The sequence below is a fragment of the Micromonospora echinospora genome (assembly GCF_014203425.1).
GTDB lineage: Bacteria > Actinomycetota > Actinomycetes > Mycobacteriales > Micromonosporaceae > Micromonospora > Micromonospora echinospora_A.
Map to the genome: position 1 here is coordinate 761,893 of NZ_JACHJC010000001.1, position 16,887 is coordinate 778,779.

Genomic DNA, 16,887 nt, shown 5'->3' on the forward strand with positions numbered 1-16,887 from the left:
CTGGAGTCTTCTGTGCAGCATCTCGTCACCGATCTGCTGGTCACCCTCGCGTACGGCGTGGTCGGCGTCGTTCTGATGGCCATCGGTTACGTCCTGGTCGACGTGGCCACCCCGGGCAAGCTTCACGAGCTGATCTGGGTCGAGCGCAACCGCAACGCGGCGCTGTTGCTCTCGTCGAACCTGGTCGGGGTGGGCACCATCGTGGTGGCCGCGATCGTGGCCAGCGACAACGATTTCAGGCTTGGGCTGATCGGCGCGGGCGCGTACGGCATCCTCGGCCTGGTGATCATGGCGGTGGCGTTCATGCTGCTCGACGCCGCCACTCCGGGCAAGCTCGGTGAGCTGCTGGTCGACCCGGAGCCGCACCCGGCGGTGTGGGTCTCGGCCACCGTGCACCTCGCCACGGGCGCGATCATCGCAGCCGCAATCATCTGATGGACGGCTGGAGCGCCACGCCGCCAGAGCAGAAGGAGAAGCTCAAGAAGGCGTTCTTCTGGGTCGTGACGGTGATCGTGGTCGCCATCTGCCTCATCGGCAACTTCGGCACCGACTCGGACACCTCCGTCCCCGCCCCGACGGCCGACGAGCGCTCCGGCACGGTGCCGATCCTCAAGGCGGCCACCGACAGCCAGGGCATCTGCTACGGCTGGAGGCTGTCCACCCGGTGGGACGACGTGAGCGTCGGCTCCAACCACGGTGACGGCGTGCCCGTCCCCGGCGCGCCGGGCTGCACGCGCTGGATCGAGGTGACCACGATGGTCAGGTACTCCTCCATGACGAGCGAGAACGACGAGGACTCCGTCGTCGTCTCGATCGAGGGTTCGGACGACATCAGGTACGCCGACCGCACCGCGATCGAAACCGGGCTGGGCCGCTTCGGGCTGGACCCGGACGCGTTCCTCGACGACCCGGGCTGGGCCGTCACCCGGGCCGCCACGATCCTGCCGCTGCTCGCCGCCGAGCGAGGGCTCGCCGGACCGGCGGCGGCGCCCACCGCCGGGCCGTCCACCGTCGCCGCGCCGCTGCCGGACGCCGGCAACGACTTCTGGCGGGACCGGTGGCTCTACATCCTCAGCTCCGTCGGGTTGTTCCTGCTCGCCGCGCTGTTCATCGCCGTGGGCGTGCGGCAGCGCCGCAGCCACCGGGGACGGGTGCCCGCGCAGCGCGCCGGGGCGGGAGCCGCCGGACGTACCTGGACGGGACAGTGACCGCCGACGTGGCCGCACGGCCGCGGTGGCGCCTGGCCCGCGCGGCGGTCCTGCTCGCGGTCTTCGTCTGCGCGGCCTGCGGCCTGGTGTACGAGCTGGCGCTGGTCGCGCTCGGCAGCTACCTGATCGGCGACACGGTCGGCCAGGCGTCGATCGTGCTCGGCGTGATGGTCTTCGCGATGGGCGTCGGCGCGCTGGTGGCGAAGCCGTTGCAGTCCCGGGCGGTGGTCTCGTTCGCGGTGATCGAGCTGACGCTGGCGCTGCTCGGCGGCCTGTCCGTGCTCGGCCTCTACGCCGCGTTCGCCTGGCTCGACCTGTACGGCCCGGCGCTCGTCGGTACCGCGTTCGTGCTCGGCCTGCTGATCGGCGCGGAGATCCCGCTGCTCATGGTGATGCTGCAACGCATCCGGGAGCAGTCCGCGGGCAGCGCGGTGGCCGATCTGTTCGCCGCCGACTACGTGGGCGCGCTGCTCGGCGGGCTCGCCTTCCCGTTCCTGCTGATCCCGGTCTTCGGCCAGCTCAAGGGCGCGCTCGTGGTGGGCGCGGTGAACGCGGTCGCCGGTGTGGTGCTCGTCTTCACCGTGTTCCGCGCCGAACTCAGCCGGCGGGCGCGGGCCGCGCTGGGCGCGGCCACCGTCGTGGTCGGCCTGCTCCTCGGGTACGCGTGGGTGACCGCCCACGACTTCGAGGTGACCACCCGCCAGCAGCTCTACCGTGACCCGGTGGTGCACGCCGAGCGCAGCCGCTACCAGGAGATCGTGCTGACCCGCTCGGTGCGCGAGCCCGGCCACGCCGCCACCGACCTGCGGCTGTTCCTCAACGGCGACCTCCAGTTCAGCTCGATCGACGAGTACCGCTACCACGAGGCGCTCGTGCACCCGGCGATGCGCGGGGCGCACGGCGACGTGCTGGTGCTCGGCGCCGGGGACGGGCTGGCCGCGCGGGAGATCCTCAAGTACCCGGACGTGCGCTCGGTGACGCTCGTCGACCTCGACCCGGCCGTGGTCGAGCTGGCCCGCCGCGAACCGCAGCTGCGCGAGCTGAACGGCGGCTCGCTCACCGACCCCCGGGTACGGGTGCTGAACCTGGACGCGTTCGCGTGGCTGCGTACCGCCACGGACCGCTTCGACGTGGTGATCGCCGACCTGCCCGACCCGGACGAGACGGCCACCGCGAAGCTCTACACGATCGAGTTCTACACGCTGATCCGGCCGGTGCTGGCCCCCGGCGGGCGGCTCGTGGTGCAGTCCGGCTCGCCCTACTTCGCGCCCCGGTCGTACTGGTCGATCGAGCGGTCGATCCGCGAGGCCGGTTTCGCCACCGTGCCGTACCACGTCGACGTGCCGAGCTTCGGCGACTGGGGCTTCGTGCTCGCCGCGTCGGGGGGCGTCGCGCCGGAGCTGGCGCTGCCGGACGACCCGCCGCCGCTGCGCTTCCTCACCCCGGCGGTGCTGGCCGCCGCCGCCGCGTTCCCCGCCGACCGGGCCCGGCTGGACGTGCCGGCCAACACGTTGTTGCGGCCCAGGGTGCTGGACTACGCCCGCGAGGAGTGGCGCGGCTACTAGGTTTCGGGGCATGCCACCCGAATCGCCGCGCTACCGGCCGGGGATCGGCTGGCTGGTCCGCCGGCTGCCGACCCGGGCGATCCAGGCGGCGTCCTACCTCCAGGCGTTCGTGCTCTCCGGCGTGGTCACCGTGCTGGCCGTGCGCGCGTACCTGAAGGCCACCGACTATCCGCAGCTCGGCGGCGGCGGACTGCACATCGCGCACGTGCTCTGGGGCGGTCTGCTGCTCGCCGTGGGCCTGGGGATCCCGCTGGTCTTCCTCGGCGGCGGCGCCCGTACCGGCGGCGCGATCGTCGGCGGCATCGGGTTCGGGCTGTTCATCGACGAGGTGGGCAAGTTCGTCACCACCGGCACTGACTACTTCTACGCCCCCGCCGCCGCCATTATCTACGTCGCGTTCGCGTTGCTGGTCCTGCTCACCCAGGCGGTACGCGGGCGCACCGGCCGATCCCGCCTCACCCCCGCCGAGCGCACCGCCAACGCGCTGGACGTGGTGCTCAGCGGCCTGCCCGCCGGGCTGACCGACAGGCGGCGGATCGCCGTGCTGCGTCTCGTGCAGGGCACCGGACCGGCCACCGAGACCGCAATGGCGCACCTGCTGGACGCCGTACCCCACCGGGAACCGCCGCCGGTGCGGGTCTGGCAGCGCGCGGCGGACCGGGCCCGACGTCTCGCCGCCTGGGCGGCCGGACGCCGCTGGCTGGTCTGGCCGGTGGTGGTCTACCTGGTGGTGGAGCCGGTGCTCACAGTTGTCGCGGTGGTCCTGGACGGCGTCACCGGCCACCTGGACCAGGAACGGGAGTGGGGCGCGGTGCTCGGCGTCAGCGCCACCGCGCTGATCACCGCCGTGCTCGGCCTCTGGGCCGCCTGGCTGCTGCGGCGGAACCGGGCCGAGGCGTTCCGGCTGTTCAAGCTGGCGCTCCTGGTCGACCTGCTGTTCGGGCAGGTCTTCAACTTCACCGTCAACCAGTTCGGCGCGGTCTCCGCGGTCGCGCTCGACCTGGCGCTGCTCGGCGTGGTCACCGCCGAGCACCGACGGCTGCGCCGCGCCGAGGACCGGTGAGCCGGTCCGGCGTGCTGACCTGGTGCGAGATCGCTACGGTGGTCACCTGATCCAGGAAGGGAGAATCATGGCCGATGCTCCGGGCACCGCGCCCCGCGTGCGTCCCAGTGTGGTGACGCTTTCCAGTTGGCTGCTCATTCTCGTCGCCGTGATCCAGGTGGTGAACCTGATCGTGGCGCTGTCCGTCGTGGGCACCGTCCGCGACGTCCTCACCGACGCGTACGCGGGCACCTCGGCCGAGGGCGCCGCCGACATCGCGTACGTGTTCAGCATCGCCACGGCGATCCTGTCGCTGCTGTTCGCGGCCGGGCTCGTCGTGCTCGCGCTGCTGAACAACAGGGGCAAGAACGCCTCCCGGATCACCACCTGGGTGCTGGGCGGCATCCTGTTCTGCTGCACCGGCGGCGGGCTGCTCACCGGCCTCACCGGTGGCATGACCGGCGGCGGCACCACTGGTGACATGCCCAGCCCGGACGAGATCCAGCGCCGGCTCGACGACGCTCTGCCGTCCTGGTACACGCCGGTCAACCTGCTGCTGGGCCTGGTGGCGCTGCTCGCCCTGCTGGCCGCGCTGATCCTGCTGGCGCTGCCGAAGGCGAACGAGTTCTTCCGCAAGCGCAAGGCCGGCTGGGAGCCACCGGTACCGGGCGGCGCGTACCCGGCGGCCCCGGGGCACCCGGGTGAGCCGTCGTACCCGTCGTACCCGGGCCCGACCGGCGACCCGGCGTACCCCCCGGCTCCCGGCACCCCACCGCCGTCCACGCCGGGCGGTCAGCCGCCGTCGGCCGGTCAGCCGCCGTCGGCCGGTCAGCCGCCGTCGGCCGGTCAGCCGCCGGCCGGGCCGGGCGGTCAGCCGGGCGAGCGCCGCGACCCGGAGCCGCCGCCCGGAAGTTGACGTCCGGATTGCGGCGACGCCGACGATCCCTCCGAGTAGGTTGCAACCCGACGCCTACCGGAGGGATCAGTCGTGTCGTACCCCGATCGGGCCGCACCCCGGCGGCCGGGCACGGTCCTCGCCGCGGTGGCGGTGCTGCTGGCAATGGCGGTCGGCGCCGTGGCGTACGCGGTGGCCAACCTCGCCGTCACCGGCGGCACGGTGGAGCGGTTCCGGGCCGCCGCGGCGGACGAGACCGGCGCGAGCGGCGGCGACATCGACCAGGTGGCCGGCCTGCTGCGCGCCTCGACCTACCTGGCCGCCGTGTTCGGCGTGCTGGCCGCGCTGCTGCTGGTCGGGCTGGCGCTCGGCCTGCTCGCCGGCCGGTCCGGCGCCCGCGTGGGAACCTGGGTCGTCGCCGGCACCGGCCTGCTCTGCGGCTGTTGCGGGCTGGCGTTGCTGGTCGGCCAGCGGGCCGCCCCGCTGCAACTCGGTCCCGAGGACCGGATCACCGCCGACCTGCTGGGGCTGGTTGGTGACGCGTACCCGGCGTGGTGGATTCCGGTGAACGCGGCGGTGTCGGTGGCGCAGATCCTGGGCTACCTGGTGGTCGCCGGGCTGCTCACGTTGCCGTCGGCCGGCGCGTTCCTGCGTCGCGGCACCGGACCGGCCCGGCCGTCCGGCTACGGCGTCACCGTGTCCGGCGCGCCCGCCTCCGGGCCGACGCCCTGGGGACCGCCGCCCGGCCTGCACCAGCCGTCCGCGCCGCCGGCGCCTCCGGCGTCCGCCCCGCCCGCGTCGCCGCCCCCGTCCGCTCCGCCGTGGGCGCCACCGCCGGCGACCTCGCCGCCCCCGTCCGCTCCGCCCGCGCCGCCGAGCGGGTTCCCGCCGCCTCCCGAGGACCGCCCATGACAGGTGAAACCCACCCCTCCCGGCGCCGCGCCCTGGTGACCGGCGCCAGCCTGGGCATCGGCGAGGCGTTCGCCCGGCGGCTCGCCGCCGACGGCTGGGACCTCGTCCTGGTGGCCCGGGACGCCGCCCGGCTCGACGCGCTGGCGACCGAGCTGACCGGCCGGCACGGCGGCGACGCGGAGACGATCGCGGCCGATCTGTCCACCGAGGACGGTTGCGCGACGGTCGAGCGCCGGCTGGCCGACGGCCCGCGGGTCGACCTGCTGGTGAACAACGCGGGGATCAGCCTGAACACCTCGTTCGTCCGCTCGCCGGTGGCCGAGGAGGCGCGGCTGGTCCGGCTCAACGTGCTCGCGGTGCTGCGCCTGACCCACGCCGCGCTCGGTCCGATGATCGAACAAGGTGACGGGGCAGTGATAAATGTCTCTTCCGTTGCGGGCTTCGGTGTCCCCATGCCGGGATCCACGTACTCGGCCAGCAAGGCGTGGGTGACGAATTTCAGCGAGTCGATCGGCCAGTCCGTCGCGCCGCTCGGCGTACGGGTGATGGCGCTCTGCCCCGGCTACACCCGCACCGGCAACCACGAGCGGGCCGGCATCGACATGTCGCGCCTGCCCGCCTGGGCCTGGCTGCGCGCCGACGATGTGGTCGCCGAAGGGCTCCGTGACCTGCATAAAGGCAAGTTTGTGAGTGTCCCGGACTGGAAGTACAAGGTCGCGGTGGCCGGGTTGCGGTACGTGCCGAAGCGCCTGCTGCGGGGCTTCAACCGGGACACCCGGGGCGCGGTCGACCGGCGACGCGGCTGAGCGGTGTGGGCCGGATCGGCGGCCGGCCGGGATGGACGGTCGCGCAGCGTAGCCGCTCATCGCCACCCATCGGTCGCCCACTGGGTTGACCAGGGCGGACCCCAAGCACGGCGCTCAGACTTGCGAAGTACGCTCTTGGGCCATGGGCGACCGCGACGACCTGCGCAAATTCATCAGTGACCTGGCTGTGGTCCACGGCCGGGTCGTGCTCTCGTCGGGTCGCGAGGCGGACTGGTACGTGGATCTGCGCCGGGTCACGCTCCATCACGAAGCGGCTCCGTTGATCGGTCGGGTCATGCTCGACCTGACCGCCGACTGGGCGTACGACGCGGTCGGTGGGCTGACCCTGGGCGCCGATCCGGTGGCCGCCGCCATGTTGCACGCCTCGGCCGGCACCGACGACGCGGTGGACGCGTTCGTGGTCCGCAAGGAGGGCAAGGCGCACGGCCTTCAGCGCCGGATCGAAGGTCCGGACGTGGCCGGTCGTCGGGTCCTGGCGGTCGAGGACACCTCCACCACTGGCGGAAGTGTGTTGACGGCGGTCGAGGCATTACGCGAGGCGGGGGCCGAAGTGGTGGGTGTGGCGGTTATTGTTGATCGAGGCGCCGGCGACGCGGTGCGAGCCGCCGGATTGCCCTATCGGGCGGCCTATACGTTGGCTGACCTCGGCCTTGTGGCGTAAAAGTCTGCCGATTCGGATCTGCTGATATGCAGGCGGATCGATGCTGCTGGTGGAAGGATGGAATACGTGGGAACTGCGTTGGCTGAAATGACCATGCCTCAGATCTCGCCGCTTGCCGGCGAGCCGATCGAACGCGCCGACGCCGAGCGGCTCGCGGGGGTCCTCAAGGCCCTCGCGGACCCCGCACGGCTGCGGCTGCTCAGCCTGATCCAGTCGGCTCCCGAGGGGGAGGCGTGCGTGTGTGACCTCACCGCGCCGCTCGGCCTCTCGCAGCCGACGGTCAGCCACCACCTGCGAATCCTCACCGAGGCCGGCTTGCTGGAGCGGGAGAAGCGCGGGGTCTGGGCGTACTACCGGCTGGTGCCGTCCGCGATCGCCACGATCGCGGATCTGCTCACCCCGCCGCGGAAGCGGGCCACCAAGAAGGCTCGCTGAAACCTTCGGGCCGACCCGACGAGGGTCGTCCCGGCCGGGTGCCCGGTGGCGTGCGAGGGGTGGCGCCATCAGCGCACGATGACGGCTGCGGCCGTTTGTGTGACCCGGTTCGATGATTCATGCCGAAAGCCGGTCCTCGCCCGAGGGCCGGCTTTCGGTGTCTGAACGCGCTCAGCGGCGGTGCTGCCCGCCGTCTCCGTGGCCGGGCCGGTGCTCCTCGATGCCCTCGCGAGCCGCCTCCACAGTGCCGGCCACGGTCGCCGCGGTGATCACCGCGACCGCCTCGCCGCGCTTGCGCGCCCGCCGGTCCCGCAGGAACTCGAAGAAGATCGGCAGCACCGAGATCACGATGATCAACGCGACCACCGGCAGGATGTACCTGTCGATCTTGTCGCCGATGGCGTCGTAGATCTGCCGGGCCAGCAGGTAGCCGATCAGCAGGATGCCGTCCACCCAGAGGACCGCGCCCACCACGTTCCACACGAAGAACTGGCGGGCCGGCATGCCGAGCACCCCGGCCACCGGGTTGAGGAACGTCCGCACGATCGGGATGAACCGGGCCAGCACCACCGCCTTCGCCGGCCCGAACCGCTGGAAGTAGTACTCCGCCTTCTCCACGTACTCCCGCTTGAACAGCCGGGAGTTGGGCTTCTCGAACATGCGGCGGCCGTACCGGGCGCCGAGCCAGTGCCCGAGCTGCGCGCCGACGATGGCGCAGAGCGGCCCGCCGATCATCAGACCGGCCAGGGACAGGCGGGTGCCGTCGCCGAAGATGGCGTCGGCCACCGGGGAGGCGGCCACCCCGGCCAGGAACAGAAGCGAGTCGCCCGGGAAGAAGAAGCCGACCAGGAGCCCGGTCTCGGCGAACAGAATGACCCAGACGCCGATCATGCCGAAGGTGTGGATGAGGTCCTTCGGATCGAGCGGGTTCAGAGCCACGCTCTCGGAGAACATCCGTGTCTTCTCTGCTGTGTCCACGGCCACACAGGGTACCCCGGCCCGGTCCGGCATTTCGGCCGGACCGGGCGTCCTCGTCAGAGGCGGGGATCGACGGGCTCGGACTCGCAGGCGAGGATCGCGAACACCAGCTCGTGGCGACGCCAGAGCGGCGCGTCCTCGGCCAGCGCGTCCAGGGCGGCCAGGCCCAGGCCGTGCTCGCGCAGCGCGAGCCCGCGCTTGCGGCCCAGCGAGCGACGGCGCAGCGCGGCGAGCTGACCCGCCTCCGTGTAGCCGGGACCGTAGATGATCCGCAGGTACTCGCGGCCCCGGCACTTGATCCCCGGCTGCAGCAGCGAGCCCTTCGGGCCACGGGCGGCCAGGCCTGCGTACGGCTTCACCACCATGCCCTCGCCGCCGGCCGCGGTGAGCGCCAGCCACCACTCGGTCGCCTCCGCCACCGCCGCCTCGTCGGCCAGCTCCACCACCCGCCGACGGGTCGGCGTGAAGAACTCCGGGTCGGCGGCGCAGAGCCGGTCGGCCAGCGCCAGGTGCCAGCCGTGGTCGCGGTCGGCGTAGCTCACCCCGGCCCCGGCCAGCACCGCGAACGGCGCCAGCGTCACCCCGCGCAGCCCGTCGGTCGGCCGGACGTACGCCCGGTACGCCGCCGAGTAGGCGGTGACCTCGGCGGCCCGGTCGGCCATCCGGGCGTGCAGCCCGTCCACCGGCAGCCCGCGCCCGGCGGCGGTGTCCAGCGCGGCGAGCACCGCCGGCAGCGCCGCCCGCCCCGCCGCGCCGACCCCGGCGTACTGCTCGCGGATCAGCCCGCTCGCCTTCGCCGACCAGGGCAGCAGCTCGGCGTCGAGCAGCAGCCAGTCGGTGCCCAGCTCGGCCCAGAGACCGGCGGCGGTGACCGCGGCGCGCACCCGCGCCAGCAGCTCGCCGTCGAGCGGCGGGTCGAAGAACGGCCTACCGGTACGGGTGTGCACCACCCCGCCGTCGAACCGGCCCGGCTCCCGCTCCACGAGCACAACCGCTCGCGAGCCCATGTGCTTCTCCTCGCAGACCACCCGGTCGACACCGGCAGCCCGGTAGTCGGCGAACGCCTCGGCCGGGTGCTCCAGGAACCCCTCGACTGTCGACGTGGAGCAGGGCGCCATGGTCGGCGGCAGCCACACCAGCCGGCCCGGGTCGACGGCGAACCGGCTCATCACCTCCAGCGCGGCGGCGGCGTTCTCGGCCGGCACTGTCAGCGACCCGTACTGGTGGGTCACGTGGCGTCGCCCGGTCACGTCGGCCAGGTCCAGCACGGTGTCCGGCCGCGTCGGCGCGACCGGGACCAGCGGCCGGGCCGGGGCGTACCACTCCTTCACCGCCGGTACGGCGACCAGCTCCTTCTCCGGGTAGCGCAGCGCGGTGAGCTTCCCGCCGAACACGCAACCGGTGTCCAGGCAGATGGTGTTGTTCACCCACTCCGGCTCGGGAGTCGGCGTGTGCCCGTACACGACCATGGCCGAGCCCCGGTAGTCCCGCGCCCATGGGTAACGCACCGGCAGGCCGTACTCGTCGGTCTCGCCGGTGGTCTCGCCGTACAGCGCGAACGACCGCACCCGGCCGGACGCCCGCCCGTGGTACGCCTCCTTCAGTCCGGCGTGCGCCACCACCAGCCGGCCGCCGTCGAGCACGAAGTGGCTGACCAGTCCGTCGATGAACGTCTCCACCCCGGCGACGAACTCCGGCGGCTCGGTGGCGAGCTGCTCCATCGTCTCGGCCAGGCCGTGGGTCAGCCGGACGTCCCGGCCGCGCAGCTTGCGCAGCAGCTTCTGCTCGTGGTTGCCCGGCACGCAGATCGCGTGGCCGGCCGCCACCATGCCCATCACCAGGCGGAGCACGCCGGGCGAGTCCGGGCCGCGGTCCACCAGGTCACCGACGAACACCGCGGTACGCCCCGACGGGTGCGCCGCGTCCACCGGGCGGCCCGCGTCGTCGCGGCGCAGCACGTAGCCGAGCCGGGACAGCAGCGCCTCCAGCTCGGCACGGCAGCCGTGCACGTCCCCGACCACGTCGAACGGCCCGGTCAGCTCGCGCCGGTCGTTGAACATCTTCTCGTAGCGGATCTCCGCGGCGTCGATCTCCTCCACCCCGCGCAGCACGTGCACCTTGCGGAAGCCCTCGCGGGCCAGCCGCCCGAAAGACTGCCGCAGGTCGCGGCGCATCCGGTTGAGCACCTGCCGGCCGAACGTGCGGTCGGCGCGAGCCTCGGTACGCTCCCAGGCCACCGCCTCCGGCACGTCCAGCACGATCGCCACCGGCAGCACGTCGTGTTCCCGGGCGACCCGGATCAGCCCGGCGCGGGCGTGCGGCTGGAGGTTCGTCGCGTCGACCACTGTCAGCAGTCCCCGCCGCAGCCGGATGGCGGCGACGTGGTGCAGCGCGTCGAACGCGTCGGCGGACGCCGACTGGTCGTTCTCGTCGTCGGCGACCAGCCCACGGAACGTGTCCGAGGAGAGCACCTGGCTGGGCGCGAAGTGCCGCCGGGCGAACGTCGACTTGCCGGAGCCGGAGACGCCGACGAGCGCCACCAGTGCCAGCTCGGGGATGTCCAGGACGGTCATCGGTTCGTCGCCTCCTTCCGGTCGTTGCTGGTGTTCTCATCGCGGTCGGCGCGGGTGAGCACCGCCATCTGGGTCGGCGCGCCCACCTCCGGGTCGTCGTCGCCGACACCGCCGAGCACCGCCGTGTAGCCGTGCGCCGCCGCCACCCGCTCCACCCAGGCGGCGAACTCGGCACGGGACCACTCGAACCGGTGGTCCGCGTGCCGGAACCGGCCCGGCCCGAGCCCCTCGTAGCGGACGTTGTACTCGACGTTCGGGGTGGTCACCACCACCGTGCCCGGCCGGGCGTGACCGAACACCGCGTCCTCAAGCGCCGGCAGGCGCGGCGGATCGAGGTGTTCGACGACCTCCATCAGCACCGCCGCGTCGTACCCCCGGAGCCGGTCGTCTCGGTACGTCAGCGCCGACTGCCACAGCCGGATCCGGTCCCGCTGCCGCTCCGGCAGCCGGTCCAGGCGCAGCCGCCGGGCCGCCAGGCCGAGCGACCGGTCGGACACGTCGACGCCCACCACCTCGGTGAACCGCCGGTCGGCGACGAGCGCGGTGAGCAGCGCGCCGCCACCGCAGCCCAGGTCCAGCACCCGGCTCGCGCCACTGTCCCGCAGCGCGGTGAGCACCGCCTCGCGTCGCCGTACCGCCAGTGACGCGCGGCGGACGTCCTCCGCCACCGGGGCTTCTCCGGGCGCGGGGTCGATGCTGTCGTCTGCGGGCGGCTCGTCGGCCAGGCGCAGTTCGGTCAGGCGGGCCATCGCCACGCCCGCGAGCGCCCGGCGGTGTGCCAGGTAGCGCCGCGTGATCAGGGCCCGCTCCGGATGACCGGCCAGCCAGCCGGCACCCGCGCGCAGCAGCTTGTCCACCTCGTCCGGCGCCACCCAGTAGTGCTTCGCGTCGTCGAGCACCGGCAGCAGCACGTACAGGTGGTTGAGGGCGTCCGCGAGCCGCAGCGTGCCGGTCAGCGTCAGGTCGACGTAGCGGCTGTCGCCCCAATCCGGGTACGTCTCGTCGAGCGGGATCGGGGTGGCCGTCACGGTCCAGCCCAGCGGGGCGAAGATCCGTACCGCCAGCTCCGCGCCGCCCCGGCAGCGCAGCACCGGCACCCGTACGGTCAGCGGGATCGCGGTCGCGGCCAGTTCGGGACGGTCACGCGACTCGCCGCGCAGGGCGGAGCGGAACACCTTCGACAGCGCCGACGAGAGCAGGCTGGAGGCCGCGTACGGGCGGTCGTTGACGTACTGCCCGAGCGCGAAGCCCTCCGGCGCGCGGTTCCGACGGCCGCCGCCCAGCTTGAGCGGATCGACCTCGACCAGCAGCGCCGCCGTGCAGCGCGCCTCGTCCGCCTCCGGGTAGAACACATGCGCGGTGCCGGCGGGCAGATCGAAGGTCTGCACGCGGTCCGGATGCTTCACCAGGAGGTGGCCGAGGTCGGTTGCGGGGCGGTGGGTCGTGGTCAGGGTCAGCAGCACTTGTCGATGATCTCTCGGTTTGTTGGTCTGTGTCGTGGGGGTTTCCGGGGGAGCCCGACCCGCGCAGGGATCAAGCCTGACCGCCCGGAGCGGGTCGGGCTCCCCCGGAAACCCGACCTGGTCCGGCTTGTCTCATCCGTGCTGCTGGGTGTCTTTCGCTTCTATGTGGCGGTGCCCCGCCGACCTTTGGTCGACGGGGCACCTTTGTGCTTCGGGTCAGGCTACGAAGCGGGTCCTGCGGCGGCGGGTCAGCACGTAGCCGACCGCGCCGGCGGCGAGCAGCAGCGCGCCGACGCCGGCGATCAGGCCGGTGGAGGAACCGGTGATCGGCAGCGTGCCGCCGTCACCGCCACCCTGGCCACCGTCGCCGCCACCCGGCGCCGCGTTGACGACGACCTTGGCGGTGTCGTTGGCCGGCTTCAGGTCACGGTAGAAGCCACCGTCGCACTCGCACGGCACGTTGATCTTCACGAGGCCGGTGTCGTTGGCGATCACCTTGTCGATCTTCAGGCCGAAGTCGAGCGTGACGGTCTCGCCGGCCTTCAGCAGCGAGCCGAAGTAGCAGCGGTAGTGACGCCCACCCGGCTGGCCGGGCTCACCCCACTCGTCGCCCTTGACCGGGAAGCAGTTCTCCGGAACGGCCGTCGTGGTGGTGCCCTTCGGCACGTCGAAGGTCAGGTAGGTGACCGAGCTGCCGGAACGGCTGTAGTCGAGGGTGGCCGGGCCGTTGTTGCGCAGACCGATGGCCGCCTTGACCGTCGCGCCGGCCTTGCCGGTCACGGCGGCGCCGAGCGCCTCCAGGTCGGTGCCGTTGTTGCCGGTGACCTTCACCTCGAGGTACGTGCCGTTGTTCTCCGGCCGGGGGTCGGCCTGGAAGCCCCGCGCCGTGGCCTTGCCGGCGGCCTCGGCCAGCGTCAGCTTGCCGTCGGTGCCCGGCTCGCCGATGGTCACGTCGTAGTTGTCGAGGTAGCCCTCGAAGTCCTCGAACTCGTTCGGCGTCATCCAGATGATCTCGCCGTACTTGGAGCCGGGCGCCATGCTGTCCGCGCCGAGCGCGTACGGCAGGGTCGCGCCGAACGTACCGCCGGCGGGAAGCTCCTCGTCGAACCGGCAGGTGCGCAGCTCGTCGCCGACGTACGTGCAGTTGCTGTAGTGCTTGGTGGAGTTCAGGCCGTAGTCGTTGTAGAAGATGACGGCGGCGCCCTTGGCGGTTGTCTCGCCGACGTTCGTCACCTTCAGCGGCGCGGTGAAGCTCTTGCCGGGGGCGGCAGACACCGTGGTCTCCGGGCCGGCCGCCAGGTCGACGCCCTCACCGACGCGCACCTTGGCCTCGTGCGAGACGCCGTCGAAGCCGTTCGCCGACAGCGTCACCTTGATCGTGCCGGCGTCGCCGTCCGCGGCCTTGTCGGTGGCCTTGATCTGCACCGGGAAGAGCCCGCCATGGCCCCACTCGTCGACCTCCACCTCCCACGGCGACGTGCACACGAGCACGTTCGCGGAGGGCGAGGTGCAGTCGGCGGAGGTGTCCTCATCCTTGCCGACAGTCACCTTGCCGGCGAGGCCGGTGAAGTCGTAGCGGACGGTGAGGTCGTGCAGCACGACCGGGGCCGAGCTGTGGACGGTGCTGGACTCGATCTTGCCGTCCGAATCGGTGGCGATCGTCGTGTCGCCGAAGTAGACGCCGAGCTTGACCTTGGGGTCCGCCGCGAAGCCGGGTGTGGCGGAGGCTGCGACGAACGCGCCTGCGACGCCCAACCCGGCGAGCAGACGCCGGCTGGAGTTGCTGAGCATGTGGGGGGTCCTCCCGTGGGGGTGATCAGGTGGAGCCCACGGAGCTTAAAGATTCCTTAAGGGATCGCGTTGTCCCAGATGATGAATATTGACCGAACGGATGATCGTCGTCGCCGCAATGTTCCAGCTGCCCGGGACCGTCCTTCAAACGGACACCGGGAGGTGCAGTGACGTACGAGGAGTTCGCCGACGCGCGGTTGGGCGCCCTGCTGCGGTACGCGGTCATGCTGACCGGAGACCCGCACCAGGCCCAGGACCTGGTGCAGGAAACCATGGTCCGGGTCCAGCTCCACTGGCGGCGGGTGGCTCGCAGCGACGTCCCGGAGCGGTACGTGCGCCGCATGCTCACCAACCAGTTCATCGACTGGCGGCGCGGCTCGTGGGCGCGGCGGGTGCTGCTGCGCGGCGAGGTCGACGACTCGGTGCCCGCCACGGCCGACCACGCCCAGTCCACCGTGGACCGGGACCAGGTCCGGTCCTGGCTGTCCCGGTTGCCCCGGCGGCAGCGCGCCGCCCTGGTGCTGCGCTACTACGAGGACCTGCCGGACGGGGAGATAGCCGAGATTCTCGGCTGCGCCGTGGGCACCGTCCGGTCCAGTATCTCGCGCGCGCTGGCCACCCTCCGAGCCGAACTCGTGGAGGTCTCCTGATGATCGAGGACGAACTGCGGGCCGCGTTCGCCCGCATCGAGGAGTCGACCCCGCCCGTCGGCCCGGTCCGGGCCGCCGTCGACCAAGCGGTGATCACTCGCCGTCGACGCCGCCGGCGGGTACGCCTGGCCGGCACGGCGCTGGCGGTCGCCGCCGTCGCGCTCGTCGGCTTCACCGCCATGGCGCCCCGGCCACCGGCGCCCACGGCGGCACCCATGCTCGCCACGCCGGAGCCGGAGCCCGGCGGCGCGTTGAACGTGCTGCTGCTCGGCGTCGACCAGGCCGCCGGCAGCCGCCGTGCCGACTCGATCCTGCTGGTGCACGTGCCGGCCGACCGGAGCCGGCTCTTCCTGGTGTCGCTCCCGCGCGACCTGCTGGTGCCCATGCCGCCGCAAGGCGGGCTGGAGAAACTCAACGCGACCTTCTCCCGCGCCGCCGGTTCGGGCACCGACCTGGCCGCCGGCTTCCGGGCGACCCGCCAGGCGGTCGCCCGGCTGACCGGGGTACGCGTCGACGCCGGCGCGGTGCTCACGTACCCGGGGGCACGTGCGTTGACCGACGCGGTCGGCGGCGTACCGGTCTGCCTGCCGGAGCCGGTTCGCTCGGTGCACACCGAGCGGCGTTTCCCGTCCGGATGCCAGCGGCTCGACGGCGCGGCGGCGGTGGACCTGCTGCGGCAGCGGTACGGCCTGCCCGACGGCGGACTGGACCGCGACCGCAACGCGGCGCGCTACGCCGCCGGCCTGCTCCACCAGATGCGGGAGCAGGGGACGGCGACGGACCCGGCGCAACTCGGCCGGCTGCTCCTGCGGGTCGGATCGGACGTCACTGTCGACACCGGCGACCTGTCGCTGTCGGCGCTGGTGGCCGCGAGCAGCCGCGCAGCCGCGGCGGAGCCGGTCGCGGTTGCCTTCCCGGTGCTCGCCGAGTGGAACGGTCGCGGCTACGAGCCGGACCCGGAACTCACCCCGGGGCTCCTGGACGCGCTGCGGGCCGACCGGCTGGGGGAGTGGGCCGTTGCCCACCCGGCCTGGGTCACCAGCCTGCGGTGACCCGGTGCCGGATCAGCGGTAGTCGTCCTCGTCGGCGGTGACGACGCGGGCCTGCTCCATGGCGTCCCAGTCGTCGACCTCCATGCCGCGACGCGGCTCGCCGTCGCTGTCGTCGGTCACCGTGGTGGCCTGCTCGACCGCGTCGGCCGGTTCGGCCTCCAGATCCCGCTCCTCCGGGGCGAGGTGGTCACTGGGCGCGAAGTCCTCGTCGGGCTGACCCATCGTCCCTCCCTGATCTCCGTGCGGGCATCGTCCCCACCACCGTACGGGCTGGTCCGGGCCGCCGCTGGGTGGCGGGCGGAACGCCGAGTCGGCGATTGTCCCGCTCCCGGCGCGCGGCCGGTGCCAGGATGGTTGCCATGGGCTTTCTGATCCGACTGGCGATCACCGCTGTCGCGTTGTGGATCGCGACGCTGATCGTGCCCGGGGTGGACGTGAGCGGCCGTAACACCGGCAACAACGTGCTCACCCTGATCGTGGTGGCGCTGGTCTTCGGTGTGGTCAACGCGGTGCTCAAGCCGCTCATCAAGGTGTTCGGCTGCGTGTTCTACCTGCTCACGCTCGGCCTGTTCGCGCTCGTGGTGAACGCCCTGCTGTTCCTGCTGACCGACTGGATCGCCGGCGTGCTGAAGCTGCCCTTCCACGTGGACGGGTTCTGGGCCGCCTTCTGGGGCGCCATCGTGGTGGCGGTGGTGAGCTGGCTGATCAGCGTCGTCGTGCCGGACCGGCTGGAGAATCGGTGAGCGGCGTCCGGGCCGGTTGTGCCCCGCTCGCGCTCCTACGGGATACTGCCCGCGGTGGACAGCGCGGTCCGGCGCACCCGTGGACGTCAGCG

16 protein-coding genes and 1 pseudogene are annotated in these 16,887 nt (G+C 72.5%); 12 read left to right on the forward strand and 5 right to left on the reverse strand.

The features are described 5' to 3' along the window. The first annotated feature begins 12 nt into the window (after positions 1 to 12). The 9 genes and pseudogenes from FHU28_RS03600 (at position 13) to FHU28_RS03640 (ending at position 7,545) form a co-directional block, all read left to right on the forward strand. Positions 13 to 435 (forward strand): DUF350 domain-containing protein, encoded by a 423-nt coding sequence (locus FHU28_RS03600; protein WP_043327571.1) that lies wholly within the window; start codon positions 13 to 15, stop codon positions 433 to 435. After that, complete coding sequence (locus FHU28_RS03605; protein WP_184680835.1) at positions 435 to 1,208, forward strand: hypothetical protein; 774 nt, start codon at positions 435 to 437, stop codon at positions 1,206 to 1,208. Before FHU28_RS03600 ends, FHU28_RS03605 begins: the two co-directional genes overlap by 1 nt. Next, on the forward strand, positions 1,205 to 2,773 hold the full coding sequence (locus tag FHU28_RS03610; protein ID WP_184680837.1) for a polyamine aminopropyltransferase: 1,569 nt from the start codon (positions 1,205 to 1,207) through the stop codon (positions 2,771 to 2,773). The genes FHU28_RS03605 and FHU28_RS03610 overlap by 4 nt, the downstream gene beginning before the upstream one ends. A 64-nt stretch (positions 2,774 to 2,837) precedes the next feature. Then, positions 2,838 to 3,836, forward strand: a complete 999-nt coding sequence (locus FHU28_RS03615) for a hypothetical protein (RefSeq protein WP_184689195.1) — start codon at positions 2,838 to 2,840, stop codon at positions 3,834 to 3,836. A 67-nt stretch (positions 3,837 to 3,903) separates the two neighbouring features. Further along, the gene (locus tag FHU28_RS03620) at positions 3,904 to 4,731 is read left to right on the forward strand and encodes a preprotein translocase subunit SecG (protein WP_184680839.1); all 828 of its coding nucleotides are present in this window, start codon (positions 3,904 to 3,906) and stop codon (positions 4,729 to 4,731) included. Positions 4,732 to 4,803: 72 nt separating this feature from the next. After that, a pseudogene (locus FHU28_RS03625) lies at positions 4,804 to 5,373 on the forward strand (hypothetical protein); the annotation flags it as partial. Positions 5,374 to 5,618: 245 nt separating this feature from the next. Beyond that, positions 5,619 to 6,428 (forward strand): SDR family NAD(P)-dependent oxidoreductase, encoded by an 810-nt coding sequence (locus FHU28_RS03630; protein ID WP_184680843.1) that lies wholly within the window; start codon positions 5,619 to 5,621, stop codon positions 6,426 to 6,428. A 142-nt stretch (positions 6,429 to 6,570) separates the two neighbouring features. Further along, entirely contained in the window at positions 6,571 to 7,110 is a 540-nt protein-coding gene (gene pyrE / locus FHU28_RS03635) for an orotate phosphoribosyltransferase (RefSeq protein ID WP_030500558.1), read from the forward strand. Positions 7,111 to 7,167: 57 nt separating this feature from the next. Then, positions 7,168 to 7,545, forward strand: a complete 378-nt coding sequence (locus tag FHU28_RS03640; RefSeq protein WP_007454255.1) for an ArsR/SmtB family transcription factor — start codon at positions 7,168 to 7,170, stop codon at positions 7,543 to 7,545. A 171-nt stretch (positions 7,546 to 7,716) separates the two neighbouring features. On the opposite strand, the gene FHU28_RS03645 is transcribed toward FHU28_RS03640, so the two are convergent. The 4 genes from FHU28_RS03645 to FHU28_RS03660 form a co-directional block, all read right to left on the reverse strand. Then, positions 7,717 to 8,556, reverse strand: a complete 840-nt coding sequence (locus FHU28_RS03645; RefSeq protein WP_116503200.1) for a DedA family protein — start codon at positions 8,554 to 8,556, stop codon at positions 7,717 to 7,719. Positions 8,557 to 8,579: 23 nt separating this feature from the next. Then, complete coding sequence (locus FHU28_RS03650) at positions 8,580 to 11,096, reverse strand: polynucleotide kinase-phosphatase (RefSeq protein ID WP_184680845.1); 2,517 nt, start codon at positions 11,094 to 11,096, stop codon at positions 8,580 to 8,582. Next, positions 11,093 to 12,559: a 3' terminal RNA ribose 2'-O-methyltransferase Hen1 gene (locus FHU28_RS03655; RefSeq protein WP_184680847.1), complete on the reverse strand. Its 1,467-nt coding sequence runs from the start codon at positions 12,557 to 12,559 to the stop codon at positions 11,093 to 11,095. Before FHU28_RS03655 ends, FHU28_RS03650 begins: the two co-directional genes overlap by 4 nt. Before the next feature lie 216 nt (positions 12,560 to 12,775). Continuing rightward, positions 12,776 to 14,350 carry an LPXTG cell wall anchor domain-containing protein gene (locus FHU28_RS03660; RefSeq protein ID WP_184680849.1) on the reverse strand — a complete coding sequence of 525 codons (1,575 nt, stop codon included), beginning with the start codon at positions 14,348 to 14,350 and terminating at the stop codon, positions 12,776 to 12,778. A gap of 167 nt (positions 14,351 to 14,517) precedes the next feature. On the opposite strand from FHU28_RS03660, the gene FHU28_RS03665 reads away from it, so the two are divergent. Together FHU28_RS03665 and FHU28_RS03670 are read left to right on the forward strand one after the other, a co-directional pair. Next, positions 14,518 to 15,000: a SigE family RNA polymerase sigma factor gene (locus tag FHU28_RS03665; RefSeq protein ID WP_184680851.1), complete on the forward strand. Its 483-nt coding sequence runs from the start codon at positions 14,518 to 14,520 to the stop codon at positions 14,998 to 15,000. Beyond that, positions 15,000 to 16,052, forward strand: coding sequence for an LCP family protein (locus FHU28_RS03670; protein WP_184680853.1), 1,053 nt, complete (start codon positions 15,000 to 15,002; stop codon positions 16,050 to 16,052). The genes FHU28_RS03665 and FHU28_RS03670 overlap by 1 nt, the downstream gene beginning before the upstream one ends. Positions 16,053 to 16,064: 12 nt before the next feature. On the opposite strand, the gene FHU28_RS03675 is transcribed toward FHU28_RS03670, so the two are convergent. Next, complete coding sequence (locus FHU28_RS03675) at positions 16,065 to 16,274, reverse strand: hypothetical protein (RefSeq protein ID WP_184680855.1); 210 nt, start codon at positions 16,272 to 16,274, stop codon at positions 16,065 to 16,067. Positions 16,275 to 16,411: 137 nt separating this feature from the next. Here FHU28_RS03675 and FHU28_RS03680 point away from each other — a divergent pair, with 137 nt between their 5' ends. Continuing rightward, positions 16,412 to 16,795, forward strand: a complete 384-nt coding sequence (locus FHU28_RS03680) for a phage holin family protein (protein WP_184680857.1) — start codon at positions 16,412 to 16,414, stop codon at positions 16,793 to 16,795. The last annotated feature ends 92 nt before the right edge of the window (positions 16,796 to 16,887 follow it).